We start from the raw sequence: 24,839 nt of genomic DNA, 5'->3' as shown, positions 1-24,839 counted from the left end.
GTCACCCACGGCAAGGCGCCGACGGATGCGGGTCTCCGCCCCACCTGCGATGCCCAGGCTTACGGTATTTGGGGGGATGGTTCCCTGGGCCCCCTGCCGCGCCATGGAGGAATCCGGCACCGTGTAGAAGCGGAGCCTTGTGATTAACCGCGGCGACACCGGATGCTGTAGCCTGCCTGATTGACCGATCCCCCGCCGACGAAAAGGACAGCCTCCATTGACAATGCCACTGGTGCTCGACCTGTTTGGGGTCTTTTTCTTCGGGGTTTCGGGTTCCCTGCTGGCGGCACGGCGAGGATTCGACATCGTCGGCTCACTGCTCCTTGCGGGGCTGACCGGGATCGGCGGCGGCATCATCCGCGACGTCATCCTCGGGCAGACACCGACGGCCTTCGCCAACCCGTTCTACTTCATTCCACCCGTGCTGGCAGCACTGCTTGTCTTTTTCCTGGCACCCGGGGTCCAGCGGATGATGCGCCCGCTGCTGGTCTTCGATGCGGCAGGGCTGGCCCTGTTCTGCATCACCGGAACCATCAAGGCGCTGGAATCGGGCATGAACCCCTTCGCCTCGGCGCTGCTGGGCGTCACATCCGCGGTCGGCGGCGGGTTGCTGCGCGATGTCGTGGCCAACAAGACGCCCGAACTGTTCAACCCGCGGGACATCTACGCCGTCCCGGCGATGCTCGGCGCGGGTCTCATTGCCGGTTTCTGGGGCATGGGATTGACCGGCGGGGCGTGGCAACTGGCCGTTGCGGCCGCAGTGTTCCTGTTGCGTGTGCTGGCCCTGACGTTCCACTGGCGGGTGCCGCGGGCCGTCGGCCCTTGGCACAGGGAAGCCACATTGAACTGACCGGCTTGGCCCGTCTAGACCACGCGCTCGAGCGGCCGCGGAGCTCCCGCGTCGCCGGGGCTGTCTTCGATCTTTCGCGGCCCGTTGATCATCACGGCGCCGGTGAGCATGACCGCAATGCAGATGCCGAGCATCGCAAAGGAAGCGCTCCAGCCGCCGGTCGCGTCCTTGACCATCCCGAAGAGCATCGGAACGATCGCGGCACCCGCGTAGCCCAGGCCTTGGCTGAATCCGGAAAGCACCCCCGAGCCGTAGGTCGTGCGCGAACGCAGGTTCATCATCAGCAGCGCGATGGCAAAGGTGCCCTGCCCCAGGCCGGCAAAGACCACCCAAACGACGGTGCCCTGAGCCGGTGAGAGATACATACCGAGGTGGCCGGTGATCCAAAACGAGGTGAAGACCAGCACGGCGATGATCGGATGGCGCAGCCGTGGAACCCATAGCGGCACCAGCAGGCTGACCGGCAGGCCCAGGATGGCAAAGAGGGCCAGCATGGATCCGGCGGTCAGGGTGTCCAGACCTTGCGACGAGAGGTACGGAGGCAGCCAGGTGAAGTACACGTAGGTCTGTGCGGAGTTTCCGGCCAAGAAAATCGCCAGCCCCCAGGCCACGGGTGAACGCCAGGGGTTGATCTTGGCCGGCGGTGCGGCAACCAATCCGTTGACCAAAGGCATGTCGGGACGCGGCTGCTTGCGGTCCTTGAAAAGCTGGATGGCCCACGGCACCAACACGATGGCCGAGAGCAACGCCCACGCGGCGATCGAGGTGCGCCAGTCGCCGGTTGCGTTGGCCAGCGGCACCGAGAATTGCGGGGCCATCCAGGTTCCCACTGCCAGCATCGTCACGTACCCGGAGGTCACCACCGCCAGACGATCCGGGAAGTATTTCTTGACCAGCGGCGGCAACACGACGTTGCCCATTCCATATCCTGCAAGTGTGATCACCGACAGCAGCAGGAAGCTGCTGACGTCGCCCACCAGCGACCTCACCAGCTGGCCGGCGACCGCAAGCAGAACCGCAGTGACCAAAACCTTCTCCAAGCCCCACCAGCGGATCAGGCGGGGTGTCAGCAGTCCGAACGCGGCAAAAACAATGGGTGCCAGCATGGCCAGCAATCCGGTGCTGAAGGAATCAAACCCGAGTTCCGGCCCGATGCTTCCCAACAGCGGTGGGACGGAAACCACCGCGGCGCGCAGGGACAGGGCCATGAGCAGGATTCCAAGCAGTGCTCCGATGCGGCCCGTCATATTTTGCAGCTGGGCGGTGGGGGTCATGAAGGCTAGTTACCGTTCTTGAGTCGCTCAACCTGTTTCAGCAGGTGGTCAAGGTCCTTGCCGAAGGTACCGGTGGACCACGAACCGGGCATTGAAGTTTGGTAGTACAGCCCCTCGCCGATGAGCATGATGGCCTCGGCCGCGTACTTGTCCTTGACCTCGCGCCGGATCAGGTTCAACCAGCCCTCCTGGACATCCTCAAGCGCCTTGACCGATGGCTCGTGGCCACCCTGGGCCAGCCGGAGCACGGCCAGGAAGTAGCGATCAAGTTCACCGCCGATGACGGTGCTGGTGCGCACGAAGTAGGTCGCCGGCCCCTCGGGCGCGGATTCCATGAGCCGCAGGTCGTCCTCATGGGTCCTGAGCAAGCCGTCGATGACACCTTGGGCCAACATTTCCTTGGAGGCAAAGTGGTAGAGCAGCCCTCCCTTTGAAACCCCGGCTTTCGCGGCCGTTGCTTCCATGGTGGCGGCGCGCTCACCTTCTTCACAGAGCATCGAAACATAGGCGTCGATGATCTTTTCCTTGGCTAATGGGGGGCGAGACATGTAGTGAACCTTATCCCTTTCCTGTAGGCATCGTCATATTGTAACTGTACCGTCCAGACGGTACAGTTATGAATGTCCGAGCAACTACTCCTTCAGGAAAACCTCCATCATGAGCACCCCGAACCTCACGACCCGATCAGCGCAAGAGCAAGCCGGTTCAATGAACCGCAAACGTTGGGCCGCCCTTGTCGTGCTGATGTTCCCCGTACTCCTGATCTCGGTGGACAACACCGTACTCAGCTTTGCGGTTCCCGCGCTTTCCGCGGCGCTGTCCCCTTCCGGCAACCAGCTGCTATGGATCATCGACATCTACCCGCTGGTTCTTGCCGGTCTCCTGGTTCCGATGGGGTCACTTGGTGACCGTTTCGGCCGCCGCCGCATGCTTCTGATTGGCTCGACAGGATTCGCCGCCGTATCCGCTGCCGCGGCGTTTGCCACAAGCGCCGAGCAACTCATCGCCGCCCGCGCCCTGCTCGGCATCTTCGGCGCCATGCTGATGCCTGCCACGCTGTCGTTGATCCGCAACATCTTCACCGACGCCAATGAACGTCGCAAGGCCATCGCCATCTGGGCCGCCGCGTTCTCCGGCGGCGCCGCGCTCGGCCCGATCGTTGGCGGCTTCCTGCTGGAGCATTTCTGGTGGGGTTCGGTTTTCCTGCTGGCCGTGCCGATGCTACTGCCGCTGCTTTTCCTGGGACCGGTACTCATCCCAGAGTCTCGCGACCCCAAACCGGGGGCCATTGACCCCATCTCCATCGCCCTGGTCATCATGACGCTGCTGCCGATCGTCTTCGGCGTCAAGGAACTGACCCACTCGGCCTCACCATGGCTGGGCGTCCTGGCCATCGCGGTCGGCATCAGCTGCGGCTTGTTCTTTGTGCTCCGCCAGCTCAAGCGCTCAAACCCGATGCTTGATGTCCGGTTGTTCACCAACCCGGTGTTCTCCGGCGCCCTGACGGTAAACCTGCTCAGCATCTTCGGGTTCGTAGGCTTCATTTACTTCCTGTCCCAGCATTTGCAGCTGGTCGCCGGAAATACCCCGATGATGGCTGGCATCCTGATGCTGCCCGGCCTTGCCCTGACCGTGACTTTTGGCCTCCTGGCCGTCCCTCTGGTGCGCAAGTTCAAGGTCTCCACCGTCATGATTGCCGGCCTGTCACTGAGCGCCATCGCCTACGGCATCGTGTTGGCCTTCGGGCAGTCCGGCTCTGTCGCGGCCCTCATGGTGGCATTCGGCGTTTTGGGTGCCGGCGTCGGCATGGCCGAGACGCTGTCCAACGACCTGGCCCTGTCCGCAGTCCCCGCATCCAAGGCTGGCGCCGCATCAGCCATTTCCGAGACGTCCTACGAGGTTGGCTCGGTCCTCGGCACCGCGGTTTTGGGGTCGATTCTCAATGCCGTCTACTCCCGAAACCTCCAGGTCCCGGCCACGTTGAACGCCGAACAGGCCGAGGCCGCACGCCAGACCCTTGGCGGCGCCCATGAGGTCGCCGCAGGCCTCCCCGAATCCCAGGCCTCGATTGCCGACCAGCTTCTCGCTTCCGCGGCAAACGCGTTTGATGCAGGCGTGGTTATCACTTCGGGAATTGCGGTTGCCTTGACCGTAATTACGATTTTCGTTATTTCAAAAACCATCCGCGGTGCAAAGACCCCTGAGCACACCCCTGCCCCAGAATCGGCACCTTCCGCCTAGGAAGTTCAACGGGCAGTTATGCCCACCGATGAAATGGGTGCCGTAGGAATCACAATTCCTACGGCACCCATTTTTTGTGGATTCGACGAAAACCCCGAGATTCCGCTCCTCCGGCAACCAGACACGGTTCCAAAAACCCAAAATGGCGGTGAATACCAGGCCCCTAAACGGCAAACTTTCTAAATTAATGTGCCAAAGGGTAGTAACTGCGCCAATAGTCGCGTACCGTAGTGCTTGTAGTTCTAGTTTTTCTCGCAGTAAAGCAGTGCAAATACCCCGTTGCCGGGGCGAGTACCTTTCTGAACCGCGGTGAATCACGTAGCTGCAAGTGAACTCCACAGTGGAGTTCGCTCCCCTACGTCCCATTTCAGGACAGTCTCGAAAGGACACCCCCATCATGGCAACAGGTACCGTTAAGTGGTTCAACGCCGAAAAGGGCTTCGGCTTCATCGCTCCGGACGACAACTCCGATGACGTTTTCGCTCACTACTCCGCCATCCAGTCGAACGGCTTCCGTTCGCTTGAAGAGGGCCAGCGCGTAGAGTTCGAAGTAACTCAGGGCCAGAAGGGCCTTCAGGCCACCGATATCCGCGCTGTCTAAGTTCGGATCATCACCTTCGGCTAATTAGCTGATTCTATTTGGGCGGTATCTCCTTGCGGAGGTACCGCCCAAATTGTTTTTTGCCACCATGCCTCTAGCGCTCCTGGGCCAGGAAACCGCTCACATGGGCCAGCGTGGGCACGGCATCCTGCTTCTTCAGGAGCACAATCCAATCTTCCCCGCGCCTCGGTTGCGTGGAATCTCCGGGCTCCACGCTCACGCGCATTTTCAGGAATTGGCCGTCACCGGACGACGATGCGCCAAGCAGACCAAGTAGCCAATACTCGGCATTGGAAGCTTGTGATTGCGCACGGGCCCGACGTAGATTCCCCAGGTTCTCCCCCACCATCGCTTTCCGCAGCTCCTCCAGGGTCTCATCCTCCTCTCGGGAAAAGAGCACCTGCCCGTAGACCCGGCCTATCGCATCGGCAAGAGCTTCAAGGCATCCAGCGGTGCTGGCTCCTGCGATCCAGCGCGGATCACTGGCAACCATGGTCGTCCCGGCATTCGCCCAATCACTCAAACGCGCCAGCAGCAGTTCTGCGCCATCCTCCCCGGTTCCTGCTCCCAGGGGTTCAGGAACCACGAATCCTTCGGCGGAGGGGCACCCGGCTGGGAGCTCCTCCAACCTTGCCTGTGCAGCCGAGGGGGCCGACGATGATCCGGTTTCATCCGGAACAAGAATCGTGCAGCCGCTCAACAAACCCAGAAACAATCCGCACACCGGAACGAGCAGCATCCGCTTCATGCTCAGATAATACGTTTCCTTGACCACAAAACTACCCACTGGCAGCCGGCCAGGGAATGAATCCGGCACGGTCGGGGTTGCCTCCCTACGTGAGCATTCCCTTGTCGATCCTTGATCTTGCCCCCATCCGCAGCGGCGGTTCAGCCGCCGAAACATTTTCCGAAAGCGTTCGGCTGGCGCAAACCGCCGAAGCCAACGGCTACACCCGTGTCTGGTACGCCGAACACCACAACATGTCCTCGATCGCCTCGAGCGCAACTTCGGTGCTCATCGGCCACATTGCCTACCACACCAAGAGCATTCGTCTGGGCTCGGGCGGCATCATGCTGCCCAACCACTCCCCCTTGGTGATTGCCGAACAATTCGGAACCCTCGAAACGCTGTTCCCCGGACGCATCGATCTGGGCCTGGGGCGCGCCCCCGGCACCGACCAGCTCACGTTCCAGGCACTGCGCCGCGACCCCGCCGCTTCCGACGCCTTCCCCCATGACGTGCTCGAACTCCAGGCCTACCTCGGCGAGACTTCGCGCATTGAGGGTGTGAACGCCTACCCGGGATACGGAACCAACGTGCCCCTGTACATCCTGGGATCCAGCCTCTTCGGGGCCCGCCTTGCCGCACAGCTGGGGCTACCGTACTCGTTTGCCTCGCACTTCGCACCCGATGCGCTGGTCCAGGCGGTCACCACCTACCGCAACGAATTCCGTCCCTCCGCGCAGCTCGCGGAGCCCTACGTCATTGCCGGTGTGGGAGTCGTCGCTGCCGAAAGCAACTCGGAGGCCCACCGCATCATGGAACAGGTCCGCCGCGATCGCATCCAGCTCTTCTTGGGCAGGAACCGTCCCACCCCGTTTACCGAAGCCGAGATCGACATGCTCCTGGATTCGTCTCACGGGGAGTCGATCTTGAACATGCTCAAGTACACGGCCGTGGGCGACGGTGCCACGGTCGCCCAATACCTTGAGGATTTCGCGCGCACGGCTCAGGCCGACGAACTGATCACCGTGCACAATTCCAGCAGTGCGGCCCAGCGCCTGGCATCCGTGGAAATCTCTGCCCGGGCCATGAACCTCGCCGGCTGACCAGACGCCAAAGGCCAACGGGGCCGGGCTGCAAACCACGAGGGACCCACTCCTCCAGTGGTTGCCGCCCGGCCCTTTTCGCGGGGAAATCGCTCGGTCTGGATGCCCGGCAGGCGGCGACAGTCAAGGCCACGCTAGTGGAGGGCGGACAGAGACTTACGGGAATTTGCAGTGTCGCATCTCCAGATTGCAGCCCCCGAACAGGGCCATGCCAAGCGAAAAAGTGCCCATTCCCATAACCAAGGATGGGACATAGGCTGTAATCAATCGCGGATCAGCCACGAACACCGCGTTTGGTGAATAGAGGGACACGATGAGCGACATCTTTGACGACACGGTCTTTGACGAGCCGATTGACGACGACATGTATGAGCCTGGCGACGGCCGCGATGGCCAGCCCTACGAAGGCTCATCCGACAGCCCCGAAACAATGACGGCCCTGGACCCGCTGCGCAGACACCTCTATCTGCTTGACGACGATCTGACGGCCGAAGACGAGATCGAAGACGAAGACGCCGTGGAAGTGGCATGGGTGGAGGAGATTTCCGAAGAGGAGGCCGAGGGTCTCGCCTCCGCACCATAGGATTGGGGTTGGCAACGCATGTTGCCAACCCCCATCATCTTGAGGCTCGGGAGAACCTGTGGTCAATCCGGTGCACCTGCGCACGCTGATCGAAGTCGTACAACATAAGTCCTTTGCCGTGGCTGCGACACGGCTCGGCTACACTCCCTCGGCCGTATCGCAACAGATGACAGCCCTCGAACGCACCACCGGCACAACGCTTTTTACGCGGGGTGCCAAGAGCATTGAGCCCACGCCCGCGGCCATGACAATGGTCCGTCATGCGCAACGGGTGCTCACCGACATTGACGCGCTGCTTGCCGCGACGTCCACCCCCGACCTTGACCCCAGCGGAAAGCCTCTCCAGGAGTTGCGGCTGGGCATTTTCCCGTCGCTGGCCATCTACGCGTTGCCCCGCCTGCTGGGTTCCCCCGATTGGGACCAGCTTGGCATTGCGCTTCGCGTCCACGTCGGGGAACCGCACCAAACCGTTGCCGGATTGCGCCAAGACGGCGAACTTGATCTGGCTTTGATCTTCCAGGTCGGACAGGCCGGACTTGCCTGGCCCGCCCAGCTGGAACGCCAGTGGCTGGGTGACGATCAGTTCAGGGTTGTGGTTCCGGCTTCCTGGAAGCTCTCGAGCTCCTCTACGGTGAGTGCCGAACAGCTGGCCAACATGCCGTGGATCATGCACCATCCCGGCACCAGCGACGCGACGGTCATCTCCCGGCTCTTTTCCGCGTTCAACATCCACCCGCGGGTTGTCGCCTACAGCGACGACTTCAACGCTTCGCTGCACATGGCTGCGGCTGGCCTTGGCGCCGCACTGGTTCCCGAACTGGCCATGTTGCAGGCACCCGAGGGTATCCGGGTCATCGATGCACCGGAGATCAGGTTGGCCCGCAGCATTTTTGCCTTGCAATCCCCGGACAACCACAATCCAAAGGTGCGGGTCTTCATGGATCGTCTCACCACCGTGCTCGGTGAATTGAGTATCGCGCCCAAACGGCGCTAGGAAACTAGCTGTTCCCACGCACCGTGCTTGAAGCGACCGAGACGCTGGCACCGGAACTCTTTCGCACCCCGAGCTTTCCTGCGGCACTGTTGTACAGGATCTTCGCGCTGCTGACCTTCATGGTTGCCTTGTTGGCCGCGGCGATGCCGCCGGTGAACGTTGCTGGTTTGTAGCCGGCCCAGCCGTTTTTGCTGATTTCGGTTCCCCGAACGATCGAGTTCTTTCCGCCCGAGGCGCTGACTCCCACCTGGCCGTTGAGCCGGATCGTCGAGTTCAGGACTTCAGTGGCGGCGCCGTTGCTTTGCACTCCGATGCCGTGGTTCACGGCCACTCGTGAGGAAAACAGCCCCGAATGCGCACCCGAGAGCCGCACTGCACCCGTGTTGCTGGGGTTGGCGTATCCGACCACATTCATCTTGCCCATGCGCGACCATGTACCCAAGGTGATGGCACGGGTTTGCACGGCCATCGAGTACTTGTATTTGCTGCTGCTGGCTTTGCCCGTGTAGATGGCCCGCCCCTTGTGATCGATCCAGTAGGTGCCGGCCTTCACCTTCGCCTTGGAACTTACCCGCTTGAGCTGGATCCCGTTGGCGAAAAGAATCTGGGCGCTGTTGCACTGGCTGCCGGTGGTGCACTTGAGCGTGGCAGGCGCCTTGGAAGGGATCTTGCTGGAAGAAATCTTGTAGATCTTGCCCGACTTCTTGGTTTTTACCGCGGTGGTTCCGTCGAAGCGGGTGGTACTGCTGCCTTGACCCACCAAAGTTTGGCGGGACTTGAGCACCAGGTTCGCCGGTTTGTGGGTTCCGGCCTTCAAACAGATGACTGCTCCCTCCCTTTGGGAAGCAATCGCCTTTGAAATGCTAGAACCGGTTGCCACCGTCGTGGTGCAGAAATTGTTGGGGTTGATCGTCGTCGCAGCCGGGGTGGTGGTCGAGGCCTTCACCCCGGAGATCCAAGCCGCACGGGCACCGATGCCGTTGCTCGAACCCCTGAAGGCAATGCCCGTCAGCGACTTGGTGGTTCCCGCCGAAGTCGTGGCAGTTGCCGAGGAAATCGTCTTGTCCGTGGCCCGGCTGATCTTCACCGAAACGACGTCGTTGAGCCCGAAGACCTTGGCCATCTTGGCCTGGCTCACACCCTGCGTCCATGAGTCGTAGGGGTTGTTGGCGCTTGGCTTCAGTGACCATGAGTCGTCCCGGGATCGCAGGTACGGAAGCGCAGCACCGCCCCACACGTCTTCGCTGTTGCGCGTGGCTCCGCCGGTGGACGAGGAATAGAGCGTTTCGGCCAGCCGTCCGCCGTACATGACGACCTTGCCGGAGGTCGGAGTGCTCCCGCTGCGGGAAACCGTGGCGTCCACCGCGGCCTTCCATTTGGCGCCGTAACCGGGTTGTTCGTTTTCCTTGCGCCATCCGGTGAACTTTTGGTCCTGCACCTCGTCCGTCACGTTGCAGCCGCAGGAAGTCTTCACGGTGTTGATCTTGCGCATGGCATAGGTCCGTCCTGCAATCGCCTGCGCCTGCAACACCGCGCTCGGCCAGGAGGACGGGACCTCTGCAAGGCCGTAGAGGTACTCGTCATTCAGTCGAAGTGAGGTCACCAGGTTGACCTGGTCGTTGAGGATCCCGGCCTCGAGGAAACCGTGCCGGTAGGTTCCTGGGGTCGTAGATTCGGCGTTGGCCTTCGGAATGGAGAGAACGGCACGTTTGCTCGAGGGCCAGGCCGTGGTGCCTTCCCATTCGATGCGCAATTTGCCGGTGACCTTGTTTGCGGCAACGCTTTGGTCCTTGTCGTTCTTCAGCACGTAGCTCAGCTGGGAACCGCTCCGGCTGAAAGTCAGCGCGGAGCCGGCCGGTGCCGTATAGGTCTTTTGGGCCGTGGGGTCCTTGACCCGCATGCCGCCGCCGGCCACGGTCACCGAGGCGGTCGTCGACTTCAGCACCTGCACGCGGATGTCTTGCGACGGCGAGGTGGTGTTTTTCTCGACCGTTGCAGGCTTGTAGTAATGCGTAAGGATTTCAGTGGCGCTCCAGCCTGCCTCGGCCATCGCCCGCGCGCCGTACTGGCTCATGCCAACGCCGTGGCCCCATCCGGCGCCAGTGACCGTGAAGTCCGGCAGCTTGGGGACGCTGGGCAGCCAGTAGGAAGTTCCGTTGCTGCGCACCCCGAGCACGCCGCCGTTGAAGTTCTGCCGCGTGTCGCTTCCGGACTTGTAGTGCTTCCCCGTGGGGTAGCCGAATCGGCCGTTTTCCCATCCGGTGTCGGCCCACGCCTTCGCGATGTTGTTGGGTACCGTCAGCGCCCTGCGCTTGTCCGAGTAGACCACGATGCCATCGCGGTAGGAGCGCCAATAGCTCCAAGAGTTTCCGTCCCTGAGCTTTCCGGAGCCGTCGCTGGCACCGCCCAGGGTCTTTGCTGCCTTGGCCAAGTACGCGGAGTTGTCCTGCGCGATGCTCGCCGTGGCGACATTCACCGTTGCCGGTTCAGCGGCTGTCGCGGCGGCCGCCGGTACCAGCAGGGAGGCGACCAGAACTGCGGATAGGGCGAGGGCTGTTTTTCTCATGGACATCCTTGAACGACTTTGCGGGTACGAGACACCAGGGCGACTGCTCCCGATCTTACGTGAGCAGTCGATCTCGGCACCCGGACGGCACACGTCAACGGCCGAATCCCTGTAAGTTCACTTGCCGCGCGGCCCCGTTCGGCCCCGTCCTCAGTCGGTCAGCACCAGGAAAATCCCGAGTGCCCCGACCCCCACCACGGCCCCGCTCATCGCGAGCACGGCCACGACGTCCGCGTGGACGCGTTCCAGGGCAATTCCGTGGGACGCCAAGGCGTAGCGCCTGCGCTGGGTGGCATAGATGCTGCCGGCCACCAGCAGGCACAACACGACCATCAGCAGGATCCCGGCGCCGTAATGCGGGTACCACCGCAGAAAGACGAGCGCCGCCACGCACAGCGACATCGTGGTCCTCCCCCAGGACATCACCGTGCGCTCGGGTTGCAGTCCCGGATCGTCATGGGAAAACAGGGGCCCGTTGGCACTCACAGCTTGGTCGCGATCAACACCGCCACGATGGCTGCGACGATCGCGCCGCCCAAGCCCAGAATGGGGACGATCAGCGGCAGCGGCAGCGGCTTGCCGTGGCGCATGGACAGTTCGATCCTCCGCCAGCGCAGGGCCGCCCCGGCGCTGATCAGCATGCCGATGATGATCAGAAATACGGAGATGCCGGTGCGGAGCTGTGCGGGAAACTCCCGGGCGGCGAAAGCCTCCAGGGCGATGCCGCCGGCCAGGAAGGCCAGCGAGGTGCGGATCCAGGCCAGGAACGTCCGCTCGTTGGCCAGCGTGAAACGCGGGTCGGGTTCCTTGCCGCCGGGCAATACGCGCTTGGCCAGTGCCCCGCGATCGTCGTCCTCATCGTATTCAGCCATCGGCCAGGACCCCTCTCAAACACAGTGCGGCCGAGGCGTTGCCCGGCGCAAAATCCCTTTGAATCCTATCGCGGGAGTGCCACGGCGGCGGAATGTGTCGCCGCTCCCCAGTGCCTGGGAATCTGTACTTCGGGATCCCTGCCTGTAGCGTTTCTACCAGCATCTTGCGCCCTGCACACGGCATTATTCGGAAGGACCCCGACCATCACTTCGCACATCCGCGCTTCAATCACCGGACCGCTGGGAATCCTGGCGCTTGACCGCCCCTCAAAGATCAATGCGCTGACCCGCGGCATGCTCCAGGCACTCACCGACACGCTGGTGCTGTGGAGGGATGACCCGTCCGTCTCCATGGTGGTCCTGCGTGGCGAGGGCGAGCGCGGTTTTTGCGCCGGAGGAGACATCAAGGACTTCCACCGTGCGGTGAGCAACGACGCCCACGGCGAGTTCGCGGACCTGCTGTCCCTGGAGTTCGACCTGGACGCCATGATCGCCGGCTATCCCAAGCCCGTGGTCACCCTGGCGCACGGGCTGTGCATGGGCGGCGGGATCGGCCTTGCGTCGCACGCGGCCATCCGCATCGCCACCCCGGGGTCCAGCTTTGCCATGCCCGAGGCCCGCATCGGCTACACACCAGACGTCGGCGGCACCCACCTGATGGCGCTGGCCCCCGGCCACATCGGGGAATACCTGGCGCTGACGGCATCCACGTTCTCCGGCGTCGACGCGGTGGAACTCGGCTTCGCGGACATGCTGGTGGACGGGGAAAAGTTCGACGACGTGATCGACGCGCTGCCGGACTTCGAGGGAATGGACGCCGCGGAGATCGCCGCCGCGCTCGAGGTGCTTTTCGGTTCCTTCGGCGCATCCCCGCTGATGGCCGCGCAGCCGTGGATCGACCACGCCTTCAGCGCCCCGACGCTCGGGGAGATCCTGGACAGGCTCGATGCGATGTCCCATTCGGCGGCGGCCGAGGCCGCGGAGCAGATGCGCGCGAACTGCCCGACGTCCATGGAGTGCGCCCTGCAGTCGGTCCGCGCGGCACGCGCCGAGGAGCACCTGCGCTCGGCCCTCGACCGCGAGCTGCGCCTGGCCAAGTACCTCATGCACCGCGGCGACCTGGCCGAGGGCATCCGCGCACAGGTCATCGACAAGGACCGCAACCCGGCGTGGGTTCCGGCGGGCATCGGCGAGGTCGACGTTGCGGCGGTCGCCGCGGTGGTTTCCGAACCGAATTAGTCCTTCTGCATTCAGTCCTTCATGGAGCGCAGGGGGATGATCGAGCCCAGGGTCGCGGCGGCCATCGTCGAGCCCAGGACCGCGAACACTCCCCCGGCGCCGAGCCCCGTGGCGAAGATCCCGACGCCCACGGGGATGACCGCCTGGCCCAGCCTGTTGCCCAGCAGGCGGATGGACATCCAGGTGCCGCGGGTGCCCTCGGAGGCCGCGGCGGAGACGACGCTCATGCTCAGCGGCTGCCCGATACCCAGGCTCAGCCCGGCCATCACCAGCAGCGCGCCCGTCCAGAACACGCCCAGGTCAAGCACCAGCAGCGCGATGAGCACCGCGGAGATCCCGGTGGAGGCCAGCAGCAGCCGGGCCCGGCCGACGGTGCGCACCAGCCTGTCGAGCCCCAGCCGCGAAAGCACGGTTGCCCCGGCGCGCAGGGCCAGCAGGATGCCGACGGTCTGCACGGGGATTCCGCGCTCCACGGCGAGGGCCGGCAGGTAGACCTGCAACAGGTCGATGGTGCACAGCACCATCATGCTCAGTCCGATCGAGGCCAGCAGGGTGTTGCGGGTTGCCGGTTCGACGTTCAGCGCGGTCGACAGCTTGACCTGCGCCCTGGCCCCGGCGTGGGCCCGCGGAACCGCATGCCGCACCATAAACAGCGTCGCGGCGGCCATCGCCACCGCCGAGTACAGGTAGGCCTGCAGCAGCAACGCGGTGTCGGGCCGGATCCGGTCCCCGCCGAGGAAGCCAAGCAGCAGCGGGGCCGCGGCCTGGGCGACCGCAGTGACCGTGGTGTAGTAGCCGAAGACCCTGTCCATGTTGCGGTTTTTCGCCGAGGCCAGCCTGCTTTGTTCGCCGATCAGGCTCATCAGGTGCCCGACGCCCAGCAGCAGGTTCCAGCCCAGCAGGGCCGGCAGCGACCCCGCGGCAAACAGCAGCCCGAGGCCCGAGGCGATCATCAGCCCGGCGCCCAGCAGCAACACCCCTTGTTCCCGCCCGCGGTCCGTGGCCCGGCCGATGGCCACGGCCAGGAACACCGGCAGGATGGAGAAGCTTGCCACGACCAGGCCCAGCAGCCCGGGGTCCACGCCGAGTTCCAGGGCCCGGTAGGACGTGGCGGGGCGCACCAGGTAGACCGATGCCTGCAGGAAGAAGGCATGGGCAAGGATCGAGGGGAAGCCGAGGGGCCTGGCCGGGGCGGGTGCTGCCATGCCGGCAATTATTCCGCGCCCGGGCCCTGCACCCGGCCTTCATGACGCCCGGTTCAGCGCCTGGGGATGGGGTGCTTGGGTGCCAGGCGGCCCTCGGGGCGCTTGGCGTCCGGATGGACCGGGGCCACCACCTGGTGCGTCGAGTTCTTGGGTTCCACGCGCTTGGGCGCAACCGTGCCGGCAAGGGCCACCGGTGCCGGCGCAGGTTCGCGAGGTGTCGGCCACGGCATGGGGGCGTGTTCCCCGAAGGTGTCGGAGTCGGCTTCTTCCCAGTCGGCCAGCCACCCGCGGGCGGGTTCGGTGAGCAACTCGCCGGGCGCGACCCAGTTGTGCAGGGCCGCGTAGCTGCGCGTCGTCAGGTGGTCGATGCGCCGGCGCAACATGCGCGGGTTCAGCTGCGAGGGGTGCGAGACGCCCATGGAGGCCATCAACTGGGCGGCCTCCTGGACGGTGAGCTTGTGGTAGTTGTAAACGCGGTTGCCCTTGTCCAGCACGTCGAGCGCGCGGACCAGATGCGGGTTCTGGGTCGCCACGCCCACGGGGCATTCGTTGGTGTGGCACTTCTGGGCCTGGATGCAGCCGGTGGCCATCATCATCGCCCGCGCGCTGAAGGTGAAGTCCGCGCCCTGGATGAGCCGCTTGACGATGTCCGAGCCGGTGGCGACCTTCCCCGCGGCGCCGAGCCGGATCTTGTGTCGCAACCCGCACCCGACCAGCGCGTTGTGCACCAGCATGAGCCCCTCGGTCAGCGGCGTGCCCACGTGGTCCTCGTATTCGAGCGGCGCCGCCCCGGTGCCGCCCTCGGCGCCGTCGACGGTGATGAAGTCGGGGGTGATGCCGGTTTCAAGCATGGCCTTGCACATCGCCAACACGTCGGTGCGCGATCCCACGCAGAACTTGTAGCCGACGGGCTTGCCGCCGGAGAGGTCGCGCAGGTGCTTCACGAACGCCATGAGCTCCTTCGGCGTGGAGAATGACGAGTGGGAGGCGGGGGAAATGCAGTCGACGCCCATGGGGATTTCCCGGGCGGCAGCGATTTCCGGGGTGATCTTTGCGGCGGGCAGCACCCCGCCGAGCCCGGGCTTGGCGCCCTGGGACAGCTTGATGGTGATGCCCTTGACGCTTTCGTGGGCGGCCTTGGCGGCGAAGCGGTCGGGATCGAAGTTGCCGTCCACGTCGCGGCAGCCGAAGTAGCCGGACCCGATTTCCCAGAACAGGTCGGCCCCGTATTCCAGGTGGTACTCGGTCAGCCCGCCCTCGCCGGTTTCATGGACGAACCCGCCCATGGCCGCGCCCTTGTTCATGGCGAGCACGGCGTTCTTGGACAGCGCGCCGAAGCTCATCGAGGACACGTTCATCAAGGAGATGTCGTAGGGCCGCAGGCAGTCGGGGCCGCCGATGCGCACCCGGTGCTGCTCCGCCGGGACGTTGACGGGGACCGTGGAATGCAGCAGGAATTCGTAGCCGACCTCGTTGACGTCGAGCTCGGTGCCGAAGGCCTTGTGGCTGTCGGCGCCCTTGGCCCGCGCATAGATCAGTGACCGGGTGTCGCGGGCGAAGGGGCGCCCGTCGGTGTTGCGTTCGATGAAGTACTGCTGGATTTCGGGGCGAATCGATTCGAACAGGAAGCGCAGGCGTCCAAGCACCGGGAAATTGCGCAGGATGGCGTGTTTGGTTTGCAGCACGTCGTGGATGCCGAGCCCCAGCAGCGCCAGCGTCAGTGCGGCGAGGAGCCACCAGCCTGTCTCCCCCAGGGATGCGGCCACCACAGTGATGAAGCCGAGCAACGACAACAGCGCCAGAATCAGAAATCTCACCATGGGCCGAGCCTATAGCGCCGGGCGTGGCCGTGGGTGGCTTTTGCCCGAAAACCTCCACGTGCCTCCGCGAACCCGGCCGTGCACGTTGCCCGGGTCAAGGTCGGGACAAGGTGCGTGGTTCCGGTGGACGCCGCGGTTGGCTGCGGCGTCCACCGGTTCAGTCCCTAGACGTTGACCGGCGAGGAATCCTCGAGCCTCAGCGGGCCGAGCTCGGCGAGGAATTGACCCGGGCCGGGGTTCTCCGCCGCGTCTTCGCCGCCCAGGTGCTTCAATACGCCCCACACGGCGTTCAGTCCGGTGGTCACCGCGCCCTCGGCCCAGCCCGCCGTCCAGGAAACGTCGTCGCCGGTCAGGAAGATCCCGCGGTGCTCGGTGGCCAGCCCGTGCTGGTCGAAGTGCGTGTACAGGCGTTCCTGGTAGCGGTAGTGTCCGGGCAGGTTGGCCTTGAAGGCGCCCATGAAGTTCGGCTCGGCCTCCCAGGAAACCGTGATCGGCTGTCCGACGATGTGGCTGCGGATGTCGAGCCCCGGGTAGATCTTCTGCAGCGAGTGCAGCATCAGTTCCATGCGTCGCTCGGCCGAGAGCGCGAGCCACTTCAGCGCGTCGTCGTTCCAGGTGTAGGACAGCAGGATGACCGCCGGCTTGTCGTCGCCGTTGTCCAGCAGGTAGGTGGCTCGGTTGAGCCGGTCGGTCAGCGTCATGGACATCAGGTACTCGCCGGTCACCGGGTCGCGGTCCTTCCAGAACGGGCGGTCCACCATCACGAAGGTCTTCGACGACTGCATGTAGTGGGAGCGCTCGATCGCCGTCCACAGCTCGGCCGGGAACAACGATTCCTCCGTGTCGATGCCGGTGGACAGCAGCCAGGACTGCACCGAGGAGACAACCGCGGGGTAGGTCTCGCTGCGACCGAACCGTTCGGTGATCTCGATGGCGTTGGCGCCGTTGAAACCCTCGGCCTCCGAGCGGCGGATCGTGGCCACGGCACCGCGCGGAGCCCCGGCGTGCAGCGAGGAGAGAGTCGTGCCCTCGGGCCAGTGCACCATCTTTTCGGGTGCGTGGTTCCACAAGGCGTGCGGCAGCTTCGCCGCCCCGCCGCTGATGCCGCGGTGGTTGTCATCCGCGTCGGTGTACACCACTCGCAGGATCTCCAGGATGGAGTTCGAGAAGTCGGTGTCCCAGCCTCCGGATCCGAAGCCGACCTGGCCGAACGCCTCACGGTGCTCGAAGCCCGCCTCCTTGAAGGCCTTCGAGTTGGCGATGAAGCCGTAAAAGCTTTCCTCGTCGAAGTCCTCCAGCAGCGAGTTCCAGATCCGCTTCACTTCATGCGCGTCGCGGGACTTGATGGCCTGCTGCATTTCATCGAACTTGGCATCCTCGCGCAGCGCCCGCTTCCAGGCGTCGGAAACCTCGTGGAAGAACTGCGGCAGGTCGCCTTCATTCTCCACGTAGACCTTTTCGCCCTTGAGCTCGATGACCGTCGAGTCGGTCGGCGCGGCCAACGGGTTGGGGAAGTCGTAGGTCTCCAGGCCCAACAGGTCGATGTAGTGGTAGAGCGCCTTGCTGGAAATCGGGAAGCGCATGCCGCCCAGGTCGCAGGTGATCTCCGGGGCGGAGGAGAAGCTGGCGGTACGCAGCCGGCCACCGATCTGGTCGGCCTCGTAAACAACCGGCTTGAGGCCAAGCTTCATCAGCTCGTAAGCGGTCACCAGGCCGGACAATCCTGCGCCGATGACGGCAACTTCGGTGCCGTGCAGCTCTTCCGGAACGCTGCCAAGGCCCGCGGGGTGCTGCAGGAACAGGTCGTAGTTGAACGGGAAATCGGGATTGAGCATGTTGATCGTGCCGTCAGCCTGCGGAATCGAGGTCATCTCTTTGGTCCTTCGGGTGTTTCTCTGGTTGGGGAAAACAAAAGTCGTGGGTTATTGGTTGCCGATGTGGCTGTCAATGTACTGCTGCTTGCTCAATGCTCCAAGCCTGGAACGGCGGCGTCCATAGCCCAGGTACAGGCCCACCCCGACGAGCATCCAGATGCCGAACACCAGCCAGGTGTGCCACGAAAGGTTGGCCATCAGGAAGAGGCAGGCCGCGATCCCCAAGAGCGGGGTGAGCGGGTACAGCGGCGCCTTGAACGTGCGCTCGGCAAGCGGTTGCTTGCGGCGGAGATAGATGACCGAGACGCCGACCAGCGCGAAGGCGAACAGGGTGCCGATGCTCGTCGCCTCGGCCAGCGCACCGAGTGGAATGAATCCGGCGGTGATGGCCACGATGCCGCCGGTGATGAAGGTGCCGGCCACCGGGGTTCCGGTGCGTTTTGAGACGCGGGAGAAAATTGGGGGTACCAGTCCGTCGCGGGACATGGTCAGCAGGATGCGGGTTTGACCGTAAAGAACCGTCAGCACCACCGATGCGATGGCCAGCACGGCTGCGACCGCGAAGAGCAAGACGATCCACGACTGCCCGGTCAGTTCACCAATGATCTGAACGAGCGCCGCTTCCGTACCCACGAACCACGTCCAGTCACGGGCGCCGATGGCGGAAACCGCCACGAGCACGTAGGTCACGGTCACAATGGCCATCGACAGCATGATGGCGCGAGGCATATCCCGCTTGGGGTTTATCGCTTCCTCGCCCGCGGTCGAGGCAGCGTCAAAGCCGATGTAGGAGAAGAAGACAATCGAGGCTGCACCGGTGACGCCGGCGGCGCCCATCGGCAGCAACGGTTCGAAGTTGCCGGCGTCAAATGCCGTGAAGGCCACGATCGAGAAGAACACCAGGATGCAAGCCTTGATGATCACCACTACGGTGTTCACGATTGCCGATTCCCGTGCACCACGAGCCAACAGCAGGGTGGCGAGCACAACGACCACCAGCGCCGGGAGGTTTACAACCCCTCCCTCGCTGGGTCCGCCGGCAAGTGCGGCGGGAAGATCCAGGCCGAAGGTGTGCAGCGCTTCGTTGACGTATTCGCCGGCGCCCACGGCCACCGCTGCAACGGAAACCGCGTATTCCAGGACCAGGCACCAGCCGCATACCCAAGCGATTCCCTCGCCCATGGTGGCGTATGAGTACGAGTAGCTGGAGCCGGAGACCGGCACCATGCCGGCCATCTCGGCGTACGAGATGGCCGAGAACAGTGCCGTGATGCCGGCAAGAACAAATGAGATCCAAATCGCCGGACCGGCCACGGGAACCGTGGCACCCAAAACCACCAAGATGCCGGTGCCCATGGTGGCGCCCACACTGATCATGGTCAGTTGCAGCAGTCCCAGGCTGCGGCGCATCTTGCCACCACCGGCATTCTCCTCGGCTTCCCGAAGCATGGAATTGATCGACTTTCGTCGCCTGAGCTGCTGGCCCAGACGGATCGGTGCCCGGCGCTCTGTATTGATGGTGGTTTGCATTTGAGAATCCTCATTTGAACGGTCTCTAGGAGTTGCCGGTACCAACACTAAGCTTGTGACGCCGCTCTCAGGCTGGGCCTATTTGAACTAAAGTTGTTGTTCATGGGACAAATTGCACCGGAGAACGAATCCGCGCTACCTCCGAACCAAGACTTCGCCCGGCCCTGGGATTCGATCACCTTGGCCAGATTCCTACGCCAGCTCCCCACCGGAATCCAGGTTCTCCACGATGCCGGAGACCGACCCCTGAGGTGGGTGGAACCCAGTGACATCGACGACCCCACCCCCTACCTGGTTGACCACGAACTGATTCTCACCAGCGGATTCCCCCTCGTGGAGCACGCCGAAGATGCCGCCACGGTCCGCCAGTTCATTGCCCGACTGGTCGATGCGAAAGTCTCGGCGCTGGGCTTCGGGCTTGACCCGTATTTCTCCGCCGTGCCGCCGACGGTGATTGACGCCTGCCGCGAGTTGGACCTGCCCCTCTGGCAGATCCCTGCCTCCATCCCCTTCGCCGCGATCGGCTTGGCCTTCGCCAAGCTGATGGAAGCCGACAATGCCCGACTGTTGCGGGAGAACGCCGAAGCAAACCGGCACCTGATGCGCTGCGTGGCCAGCGAACACCCCGAGCAGGATATCGTCACGGTGCTCGCGCACCGCGCCAAGGCCGCGGTGCAACTGCTGGACCAGAACGGTCGGCTGCGCCACTATGCGGCTCCCCCGGGCATCCAGCCCGCCCAAGGCCGGGAGCTGGAGGCCCTTCTGGCGCAGGCCTCGGCCGCACAAGGCCCCAAGCTGGTGCTGGGTGAATCCGCAGGACGTCACCATTTGGCTTTTCCCATCCGGCCCACGGCAACCTCGGGAGCGCGGGTGCCGCCGCTTCTCGGGGTGCTGCAGCTGAGCTTCGAGAACCAGCCGGGGGCTGCCGAACACAACCTCATGTCCACGGCGTTGGGGCTGCTGGAAGTGGTCGCACGCCAGCGCGTCCTGGGGTCCTTTGCCTCCACCCAGCTGGCCACAGCCCTTTTGCTGGACGGCGCCGAGTACCTGGACGCCGGAGCCATGGAACTGTTCAATCGTTCACTTGGCGGCACCCAGCGCCGAGCGCCGCGGGTTGTGGTCGCCATCCCCGGCCCCCAGTCGCCGGTTCAAGACCCCAACCATGCGCTCACCCGCATTCGCTCGCTCATGGACACCACGCTGGTCGTTCACGGCGAGGGGCGATATACCGCCATCACGCGCAGTGAACCAAGCCGGGAATTGCTCGACCAAATCGAGGCGGCGGGCTACCTGGCAGCCTTTAGCCACCCCGTGGATCCAGTCCGGGGAGAAGGCCAGGGGAACTCGCTTGCCGCGAACCTGCGCGAGCTGGCCCGGCAGGCCCGCGGTCTGGTGCCGCGCCTTCTGGACGAGGGCCGCAGCCTCAGCGCCGAGCAATTGCCGCAGTCGTTCTCCGCCCTGTTGCCGCAGGAAGCCGGCCGGCAGCTGGCGGAGCACTTGCTGGACAACCTGTTGCAGTTGCCGTCCAAGCGCCAGGAACTCTACCTGCAAGTCTTGCGTGCATGGCTGGATGCCAACGGGTCGTGGGATGCGACGGCCACGGCCATCGACCTGCACCGCAACTCGGTGCGGCGGCACATCGCCTCGATCGCCGAGATCCTGGACATGGATCTGTCCCGCGCCGAGGTGCGCTTCGAACTGTTCCAGGCCCTCCGGTTCCTGCCCTGAGGCGTGGGGGCGCTACAGGCCCCAGCCGGGGTACAGGTCTGCGCGGCGCTCGGTGAGATAGGAAATCCCGGCGCGGGCCTTCTCCAGCTCCAGCGGTTCGATCTGCGCAAAGAGCAGCTGCCCTTCGTGATCGCCCCTGGCCACGGTTTCACCGAACGGGTCGACGACGACGCTGCCGCCTCCCAAGGCGAAACCGTCCTCGACGCCGACATGGTTGGCGTAGGCAACATAGAGCTGGTTTTCCATTGCGCGCGCGGGAACCAGGGTGGTGCTCACCGACTCGCAGCCGGCGCCCAGGGCGGTTGGCACCAACAGCAGCTGCGTCCCCTGCAACGCTGCGGCACGGACCGCTTCGGGGAACTCGACGTCGAAGCAAATGACCATGCCCAATTTCAGGCCTTGATAGTCAATGACTGTTGCCGGCCGGTCCCCGGGGCTGAACACTTCCTTTTCCTCGTCGCCAAAGAGGTGGACCTTGACGTAGCTGCCGCGCTCGATTCCGTCCTCGTCCACAAAGGTGCACGTGATCTTCCAGCTGGATCCCTGGACATCCGGAAGTGAATAGACGATGGCTATGGAGTGCCGGGCAGCGATCCGGGCCAGGCGATCGTGAAGTGCGGGTAGCGCCGCCGGATCCAGCTCGCGGCGCAACGTGCGCGGGGCGTAGCCGAGGACAAACAACTCCGGGGTCAGCAGTACGCTTGCCCCGGCCGCTGCGGCGCGCTCGGCGGCTTCCTCGATGGCGGACAGGTTCGCGGCGGCATCCAGTACGTGCGCCCGCGCCTGCAATACGGCCAAAAGCATGCGTTCCTCCAAGTCTCGGTCAGTTATCGATAACAGCCTATGGTCTCCACTCCGGCGAACCCATAGGCCATTTGGCACCATGGCCGCACATCAACGAGACAATTCGCACCAATCTGCCCGCGGCCCGCTTCCCTCGGGCCACGCGATCCCGCCGCCACCCGGAGCCGCTCACGGTTCGCGCAACCCGGGTCGATCATCGCGTGCGGCGCGGCCAAAACTTACCCGCGAGTAAGTTTATTTCCCAAAACCCTTGCAAACCTACCCGCGAGTAAGTTCAATATACCTAGCTCCAAAACTGTTAGCCAGGTCACACGCTCGCACCACTCCCCGTTCCACCCGTCCGCGCGACGCGGCGTACTTCAGTGCGCCCAAAAATCGCGGCACACCCACAGCCCGCACAACCCAAGGAGTCCAGTTGAATGCACATGTTGCAGCCAAACGGCACACTCTCATGCATGCCGTCATCACCGCACTGCTCGGCCTGTTCCTCATAGCCTTCGTCGCGTTCTACGCGTTGTTCTCTTCCCAGATGGCCACCGGCGCCTCGGCACTGAACGAGGGCATGGGCAAGGCCAACGACGGTGTCGCCAAGCTGGTCGACGGGTCGGGCAGCGCGGCGGAGGGTGCCGCAGCGCTTGCGGCGGGCACGGGAGAGCTTTCCGAGGGTGCAACCAAGCTTGCCGACGGGGCAGGCAAGGCCAACTCCGGTGCAGGCGAACTCGCCGAGGGCGCCGGCTCCCTGCACGAGGGCACCGCAAAGCTCGCCGACGGCACGCACAGCGCTGCAACCGGATCGAACAAACTCAGCAACGGCGCAGCGGAACTCTCCACCGGCGTGCACAAGCTCGTTGACGGAACCAACAAGGTCGACGCCGCTGCAGGCAAGCTCGACGCGGGCGCCGGCAAGCTGCAGGCCGGCGCCTCGGCGGCCAGCGATGGCGCAGGGGCGCTCAGCGCGGGAGCCTCCCAACTCCAGGACGGCACCCTGGCGCTTTCCGGAGGCGCCGCGGCGCTCGACGAGGGAGCCCGGAACCTGAAGGACGGCGCCGCCGACCTCTCGGCCGGCCTCACCGCGTTCGGCGCCGGAACCGAAGCGGTAAACACCGGCGCGCAAACCCTCAGCGATGGATCCCTGCGACTGGCCACGGGCGCAGCCGCCGCAAACGACGGCGCCAAGCGCCTGGCCGCCGGCACCCAGGCGGCAAATGCCGGGGCCAGGCAGCTTGCGGCAGGAACGTCCTCGGCAGCCGCAGGATCCTCCGACCTGGCAGCCGGCAGCGGCAAGCTGGCCGCGGGCCTCGGCGACCTCTCGGCGAAGGCACCCGCCCTGGTCGCGGGCGTCGATGCACTCAAGAAGGGATCCGCGGACCTCTCCAAGGGAAGCGCCGACCTCCAAGCAGGAACCGAGGCACTGGCGGACGCCGCCCCCGCACTGCAGCAGGGAATCTCCGCCGCCGCGGGCGGCGCCACCGACCTGAAGTCGGGAGCGGGCGACCTGCTCGCCGGGGCCGACGAGGCCGACCGGAGCGTCGGAACCCTGAAGGACGGCGCCGCGGAACTCGCCGCCAACCTTGACGGGCTTGTTGCCTTCATGGACACGAACCCCGGACTCACCGCGGCGGACCTGCAGGCCAAGGTCGAGGGACTGCAGACCGGGGCGGCCCGCCTCAAGGGCGGACTGGGGCAGCTCAAGGCGGGCACCGGCACGCTGGCCGCGGGCGCGGACCGGCTGAACACCGGAAGCGCCCAGCTCCAGGACGGCCTGGACGAGCTGAAAAGCAAGACGAAGTCCCTCCCCGCACAGACGACGGCCCTGGACGCGGGCGCCAAGGCGCTGAACATCGGCGCGCAGAAGATCGATGGCGGTCTCGCGCAGCTCGGTGCCAGCGGCAAGCTGTTGACCGGCGGCATCGACACCCTCAATGCCGGCGCAACCGCGCTGGACGCCGGCGCAAGGAACCTCAACGCGGGCCTCGGGCGGCTTGACGCGGGCTTCAACGATTCCACGAGGGGCCTGCTCACGGGCCTCGGATCGCTCGGCGACGGGGCCGGGGCACTGGCCCAGGGCACCGAGTCGCTCGCCTCGGGATCATCGGACCTGAGCGACGGCGCGGGCAGGCTCGCGGCCGGCACGGGCAGCCTGGCCGATGGCGCGGAGCTGCTCGGCGACGGCGGGTCCAGGCTTGCCGACGGCGGAGAAGCCCTCGCCGCCGGAACGTCCACGCTTTCCGCCGGCGCACGGGAACTGCACGGCGGTGCCGGCAAACTTGCCGCCGGCGGCAAGAAGCTTGCCAAGGGAACCGAGGACCTGCTGGCCGGAACCGGCACCCTCAAGGACGGCACCGGCAAGCTCGCCTCCAAGACCCCCGCCCTTGCCGCGGGCGCAAACGCCGCCGCCGCGGGAGCCGCCAAGCTGAAGAACGGGGCATCGGAGCTGGCGGAGGGCAACGCCAAGCTGAACCGTGGCGCCGGCGATCTCGATGCCGGGGCCTCCAAGCTGGCGGCGGGCACCGAAAAGCTCGGCCTGGGCCTGGGAACGCTCGAACGGGGCGCCTCCGACCTGTCCGCCGGTGCCGGGAAGCTCGATGCCGGGGCCGGAGCCCTGGCCGACGGCAACGGCCAGCTGGCCGAGGGCATGGCAACGCTCTCCAACGGCTCGACGGAACTTGCTGCGGGTACCTCCAAGCTGGAGCGCAGCACCCAGGCCGTTTCGGCCGCGAAGATCAGCACCGGGCCCAGTGCGGCCCTGCTGCTCATCCCGCTGGCACTGCTGCTGATCCCGGCCGTGCTCATGCTCCGCAACCGCCGCCACCTGCGCGGCTAACCCA

General features: G+C 64.8%; 20 protein-coding genes. 9 read left to right on the top strand and 11 right to left on the bottom strand.

The genetic code is table 11. From position 1 onward, the window contains the following. The first annotated feature begins 223 nt into the window (after positions 1 to 223). On the top strand, positions 224 to 850 hold the full coding sequence (locus ACIQLF_RS04405; protein WP_400295046.1) for a trimeric intracellular cation channel family protein: 627 nt from the start codon (positions 224 to 226) through the stop codon (positions 848 to 850). A gap of 14 nt (positions 851 to 864) precedes the next feature. Here the strand turns inward: ACIQLF_RS04405 and ACIQLF_RS04400 are convergent, their stop codons facing one another. Both ACIQLF_RS04400 and ACIQLF_RS04395 read right to left on the bottom strand, forming a co-directional pair. Continuing rightward, positions 865 to 2,124 (bottom strand): CynX/NimT family MFS transporter, encoded by a 1,260-nt coding sequence (locus ACIQLF_RS04400; RefSeq protein WP_400294744.1) that lies wholly within the window; start codon positions 2,122 to 2,124, stop codon positions 865 to 867. A gap of 5 nt (positions 2,125 to 2,129) precedes the next feature. Beyond that, positions 2,130 to 2,672, bottom strand: coding sequence for a TetR/AcrR family transcriptional regulator (locus ACIQLF_RS04395; RefSeq protein ID WP_400294741.1), 543 nt, complete (start codon positions 2,670 to 2,672; stop codon positions 2,130 to 2,132). A gap of 109 nt (positions 2,673 to 2,781) precedes the next feature. Here ACIQLF_RS04395 and ACIQLF_RS04390 point away from each other — a divergent pair, with 109 nt between their 5' ends. Continuing rightward, on the top strand, positions 2,782 to 4,365 hold the full coding sequence (locus ACIQLF_RS04390; protein WP_400294738.1) for an MFS transporter: 1,584 nt from the start codon (positions 2,782 to 2,784) through the stop codon (positions 4,363 to 4,365). Positions 4,366 to 4,762: 397 nt separating this feature from the next. Next, complete coding sequence (locus ACIQLF_RS04385) at positions 4,763 to 4,966, top strand: cold-shock protein (RefSeq protein WP_007271190.1); 204 nt, start codon at positions 4,763 to 4,765, stop codon at positions 4,964 to 4,966. A gap of 94 nt (positions 4,967 to 5,060) precedes the next feature. On the opposite strand, the gene ACIQLF_RS04380 is transcribed toward ACIQLF_RS04385, so the two are convergent. Further along, positions 5,061 to 5,714 carry a hypothetical protein gene (locus tag ACIQLF_RS04380; protein ID WP_400294735.1) on the bottom strand — a complete coding sequence of 218 codons (654 nt, stop codon included), beginning with the start codon at positions 5,712 to 5,714 and terminating at the stop codon, positions 5,061 to 5,063. 89 nt (positions 5,715 to 5,803) lie between these two features. Between ACIQLF_RS04380 and ACIQLF_RS04375 the strand changes: the two genes are divergently transcribed. The 3 genes from ACIQLF_RS04375 to ACIQLF_RS04365 all read left to right on the top strand — a co-directional run bounded on the left by ACIQLF_RS04375 (position 5,804) and on the right by ACIQLF_RS04365 (position 8,373). Beyond that, positions 5,804 to 6,796, top strand: coding sequence for an LLM class flavin-dependent oxidoreductase (locus tag ACIQLF_RS04375; RefSeq protein WP_400294733.1), 993 nt, complete (start codon positions 5,804 to 5,806; stop codon positions 6,794 to 6,796). A gap of 313 nt (positions 6,797 to 7,109) precedes the next feature. Further along, positions 7,110 to 7,379, top strand: a complete 270-nt coding sequence (locus ACIQLF_RS04370; RefSeq protein WP_400294730.1) for a hypothetical protein — start codon at positions 7,110 to 7,112, stop codon at positions 7,377 to 7,379. 58 nt (positions 7,380 to 7,437) lie between these two features. Then, positions 7,438 to 8,373, top strand: coding sequence for a LysR family transcriptional regulator (locus tag ACIQLF_RS04365; RefSeq protein WP_400294728.1), 936 nt, complete (start codon positions 7,438 to 7,440; stop codon positions 8,371 to 8,373). Between the two features lie 4 nt (positions 8,374 to 8,377). On the opposite strand, the gene ACIQLF_RS04360 is transcribed toward ACIQLF_RS04365, so the two are convergent. The 3 genes from ACIQLF_RS04360 to ACIQLF_RS04350 form a co-directional block, all read right to left on the bottom strand. Next, positions 8,378 to 10,939 (bottom strand): SpoIID/LytB domain-containing protein, encoded by a 2,562-nt coding sequence (locus ACIQLF_RS04360; protein WP_400294726.1) that lies wholly within the window; start codon positions 10,937 to 10,939, stop codon positions 8,378 to 8,380. A 150-nt stretch (positions 10,940 to 11,089) separates the two neighbouring features. Further along, positions 11,090 to 11,425 (bottom strand): DUF202 domain-containing protein, encoded by a 336-nt coding sequence (locus ACIQLF_RS04355; RefSeq protein WP_400294723.1) that lies wholly within the window; start codon positions 11,423 to 11,425, stop codon positions 11,090 to 11,092. Beyond that, complete coding sequence (locus tag ACIQLF_RS04350; RefSeq protein WP_400294721.1) at positions 11,422 to 11,811, bottom strand: YidH family protein; 390 nt, start codon at positions 11,809 to 11,811, stop codon at positions 11,422 to 11,424. Before ACIQLF_RS04350 ends, ACIQLF_RS04355 begins: the two co-directional genes overlap by 4 nt. A gap of 171 nt (positions 11,812 to 11,982) precedes the next feature. Here ACIQLF_RS04350 and ACIQLF_RS04345 point away from each other — a divergent pair, with 171 nt between their 5' ends. Beyond that, a complete protein-coding gene (locus ACIQLF_RS04345) occupies positions 11,983 to 13,050 on the top strand; it encodes an enoyl-CoA hydratase/isomerase family protein (protein WP_400295044.1) in 1,068 nt (355 codons plus the stop codon). A gap of 11 nt (positions 13,051 to 13,061) precedes the next feature. On the opposite strand, the gene ACIQLF_RS04340 is transcribed toward ACIQLF_RS04345, so the two are convergent. The 4 genes from ACIQLF_RS04340 to ACIQLF_RS04325 form a co-directional block, all read right to left on the bottom strand. After that, positions 13,062 to 14,255: an MFS transporter gene (locus ACIQLF_RS04340; RefSeq protein ID WP_400294719.1), complete on the bottom strand. Its 1,194-nt coding sequence runs from the start codon at positions 14,253 to 14,255 to the stop codon at positions 13,062 to 13,064. A gap of 53 nt (positions 14,256 to 14,308) precedes the next feature. Then, on the bottom strand, positions 14,309 to 16,075 hold the full coding sequence (locus ACIQLF_RS04335; protein WP_400294717.1) for an FMN-binding glutamate synthase family protein: 1,767 nt from the start codon (positions 16,073 to 16,075) through the stop codon (positions 14,309 to 14,311). Between the two features lie 164 nt (positions 16,076 to 16,239). After that, entirely contained in the window at positions 16,240 to 17,946 is a 1,707-nt protein-coding gene (locus tag ACIQLF_RS04330; protein ID WP_400294715.1) for a flavin monoamine oxidase family protein, read from the bottom strand. A 51-nt stretch (positions 17,947 to 17,997) separates the two neighbouring features. Further along, on the bottom strand, positions 17,998 to 19,479 hold the full coding sequence (locus ACIQLF_RS04325) for an APC family permease (protein WP_400294712.1): 1,482 nt from the start codon (positions 19,477 to 19,479) through the stop codon (positions 17,998 to 18,000). Between the two features lie 102 nt (positions 19,480 to 19,581). Between ACIQLF_RS04325 and ACIQLF_RS04320 the strand changes: the two genes are divergently transcribed. Then, complete coding sequence (locus tag ACIQLF_RS04320) at positions 19,582 to 21,207, top strand: PucR family transcriptional regulator (protein WP_400294710.1); 1,626 nt, start codon at positions 19,582 to 19,584, stop codon at positions 21,205 to 21,207. Between the two features lie 12 nt (positions 21,208 to 21,219). Here ACIQLF_RS04320 and ACIQLF_RS04315 read toward each other — a convergent pair whose 3' ends face one another. Further along, entirely contained in the window at positions 21,220 to 22,011 is a 792-nt protein-coding gene (locus tag ACIQLF_RS04315; RefSeq protein ID WP_400294708.1) for a carbon-nitrogen hydrolase family protein, read from the bottom strand. A gap of 415 nt (positions 22,012 to 22,426) precedes the next feature. Between ACIQLF_RS04315 and ACIQLF_RS04310 the strand changes: the two genes are divergently transcribed. Beyond that, a complete protein-coding gene (locus ACIQLF_RS04310; protein ID WP_400294705.1) occupies positions 22,427 to 24,835 on the top strand; it encodes a hypothetical protein in 2,409 nt (802 codons plus the stop codon). Positions 24,836 to 24,839 lie beyond the last annotated feature (4 nt).

This window comes from Paeniglutamicibacter sp. NPDC091659, from assembly GCF_044756805.1.
In the GTDB taxonomy this organism is placed as follows: Bacteria; Actinomycetota; Actinomycetes; order Actinomycetales; family Micrococcaceae; genus Paeniglutamicibacter.
The sequence above is the reverse complement of the archived record's forward strand: the minus strand, read 5'-3'. Positions and strand labels throughout refer to the sequence as shown.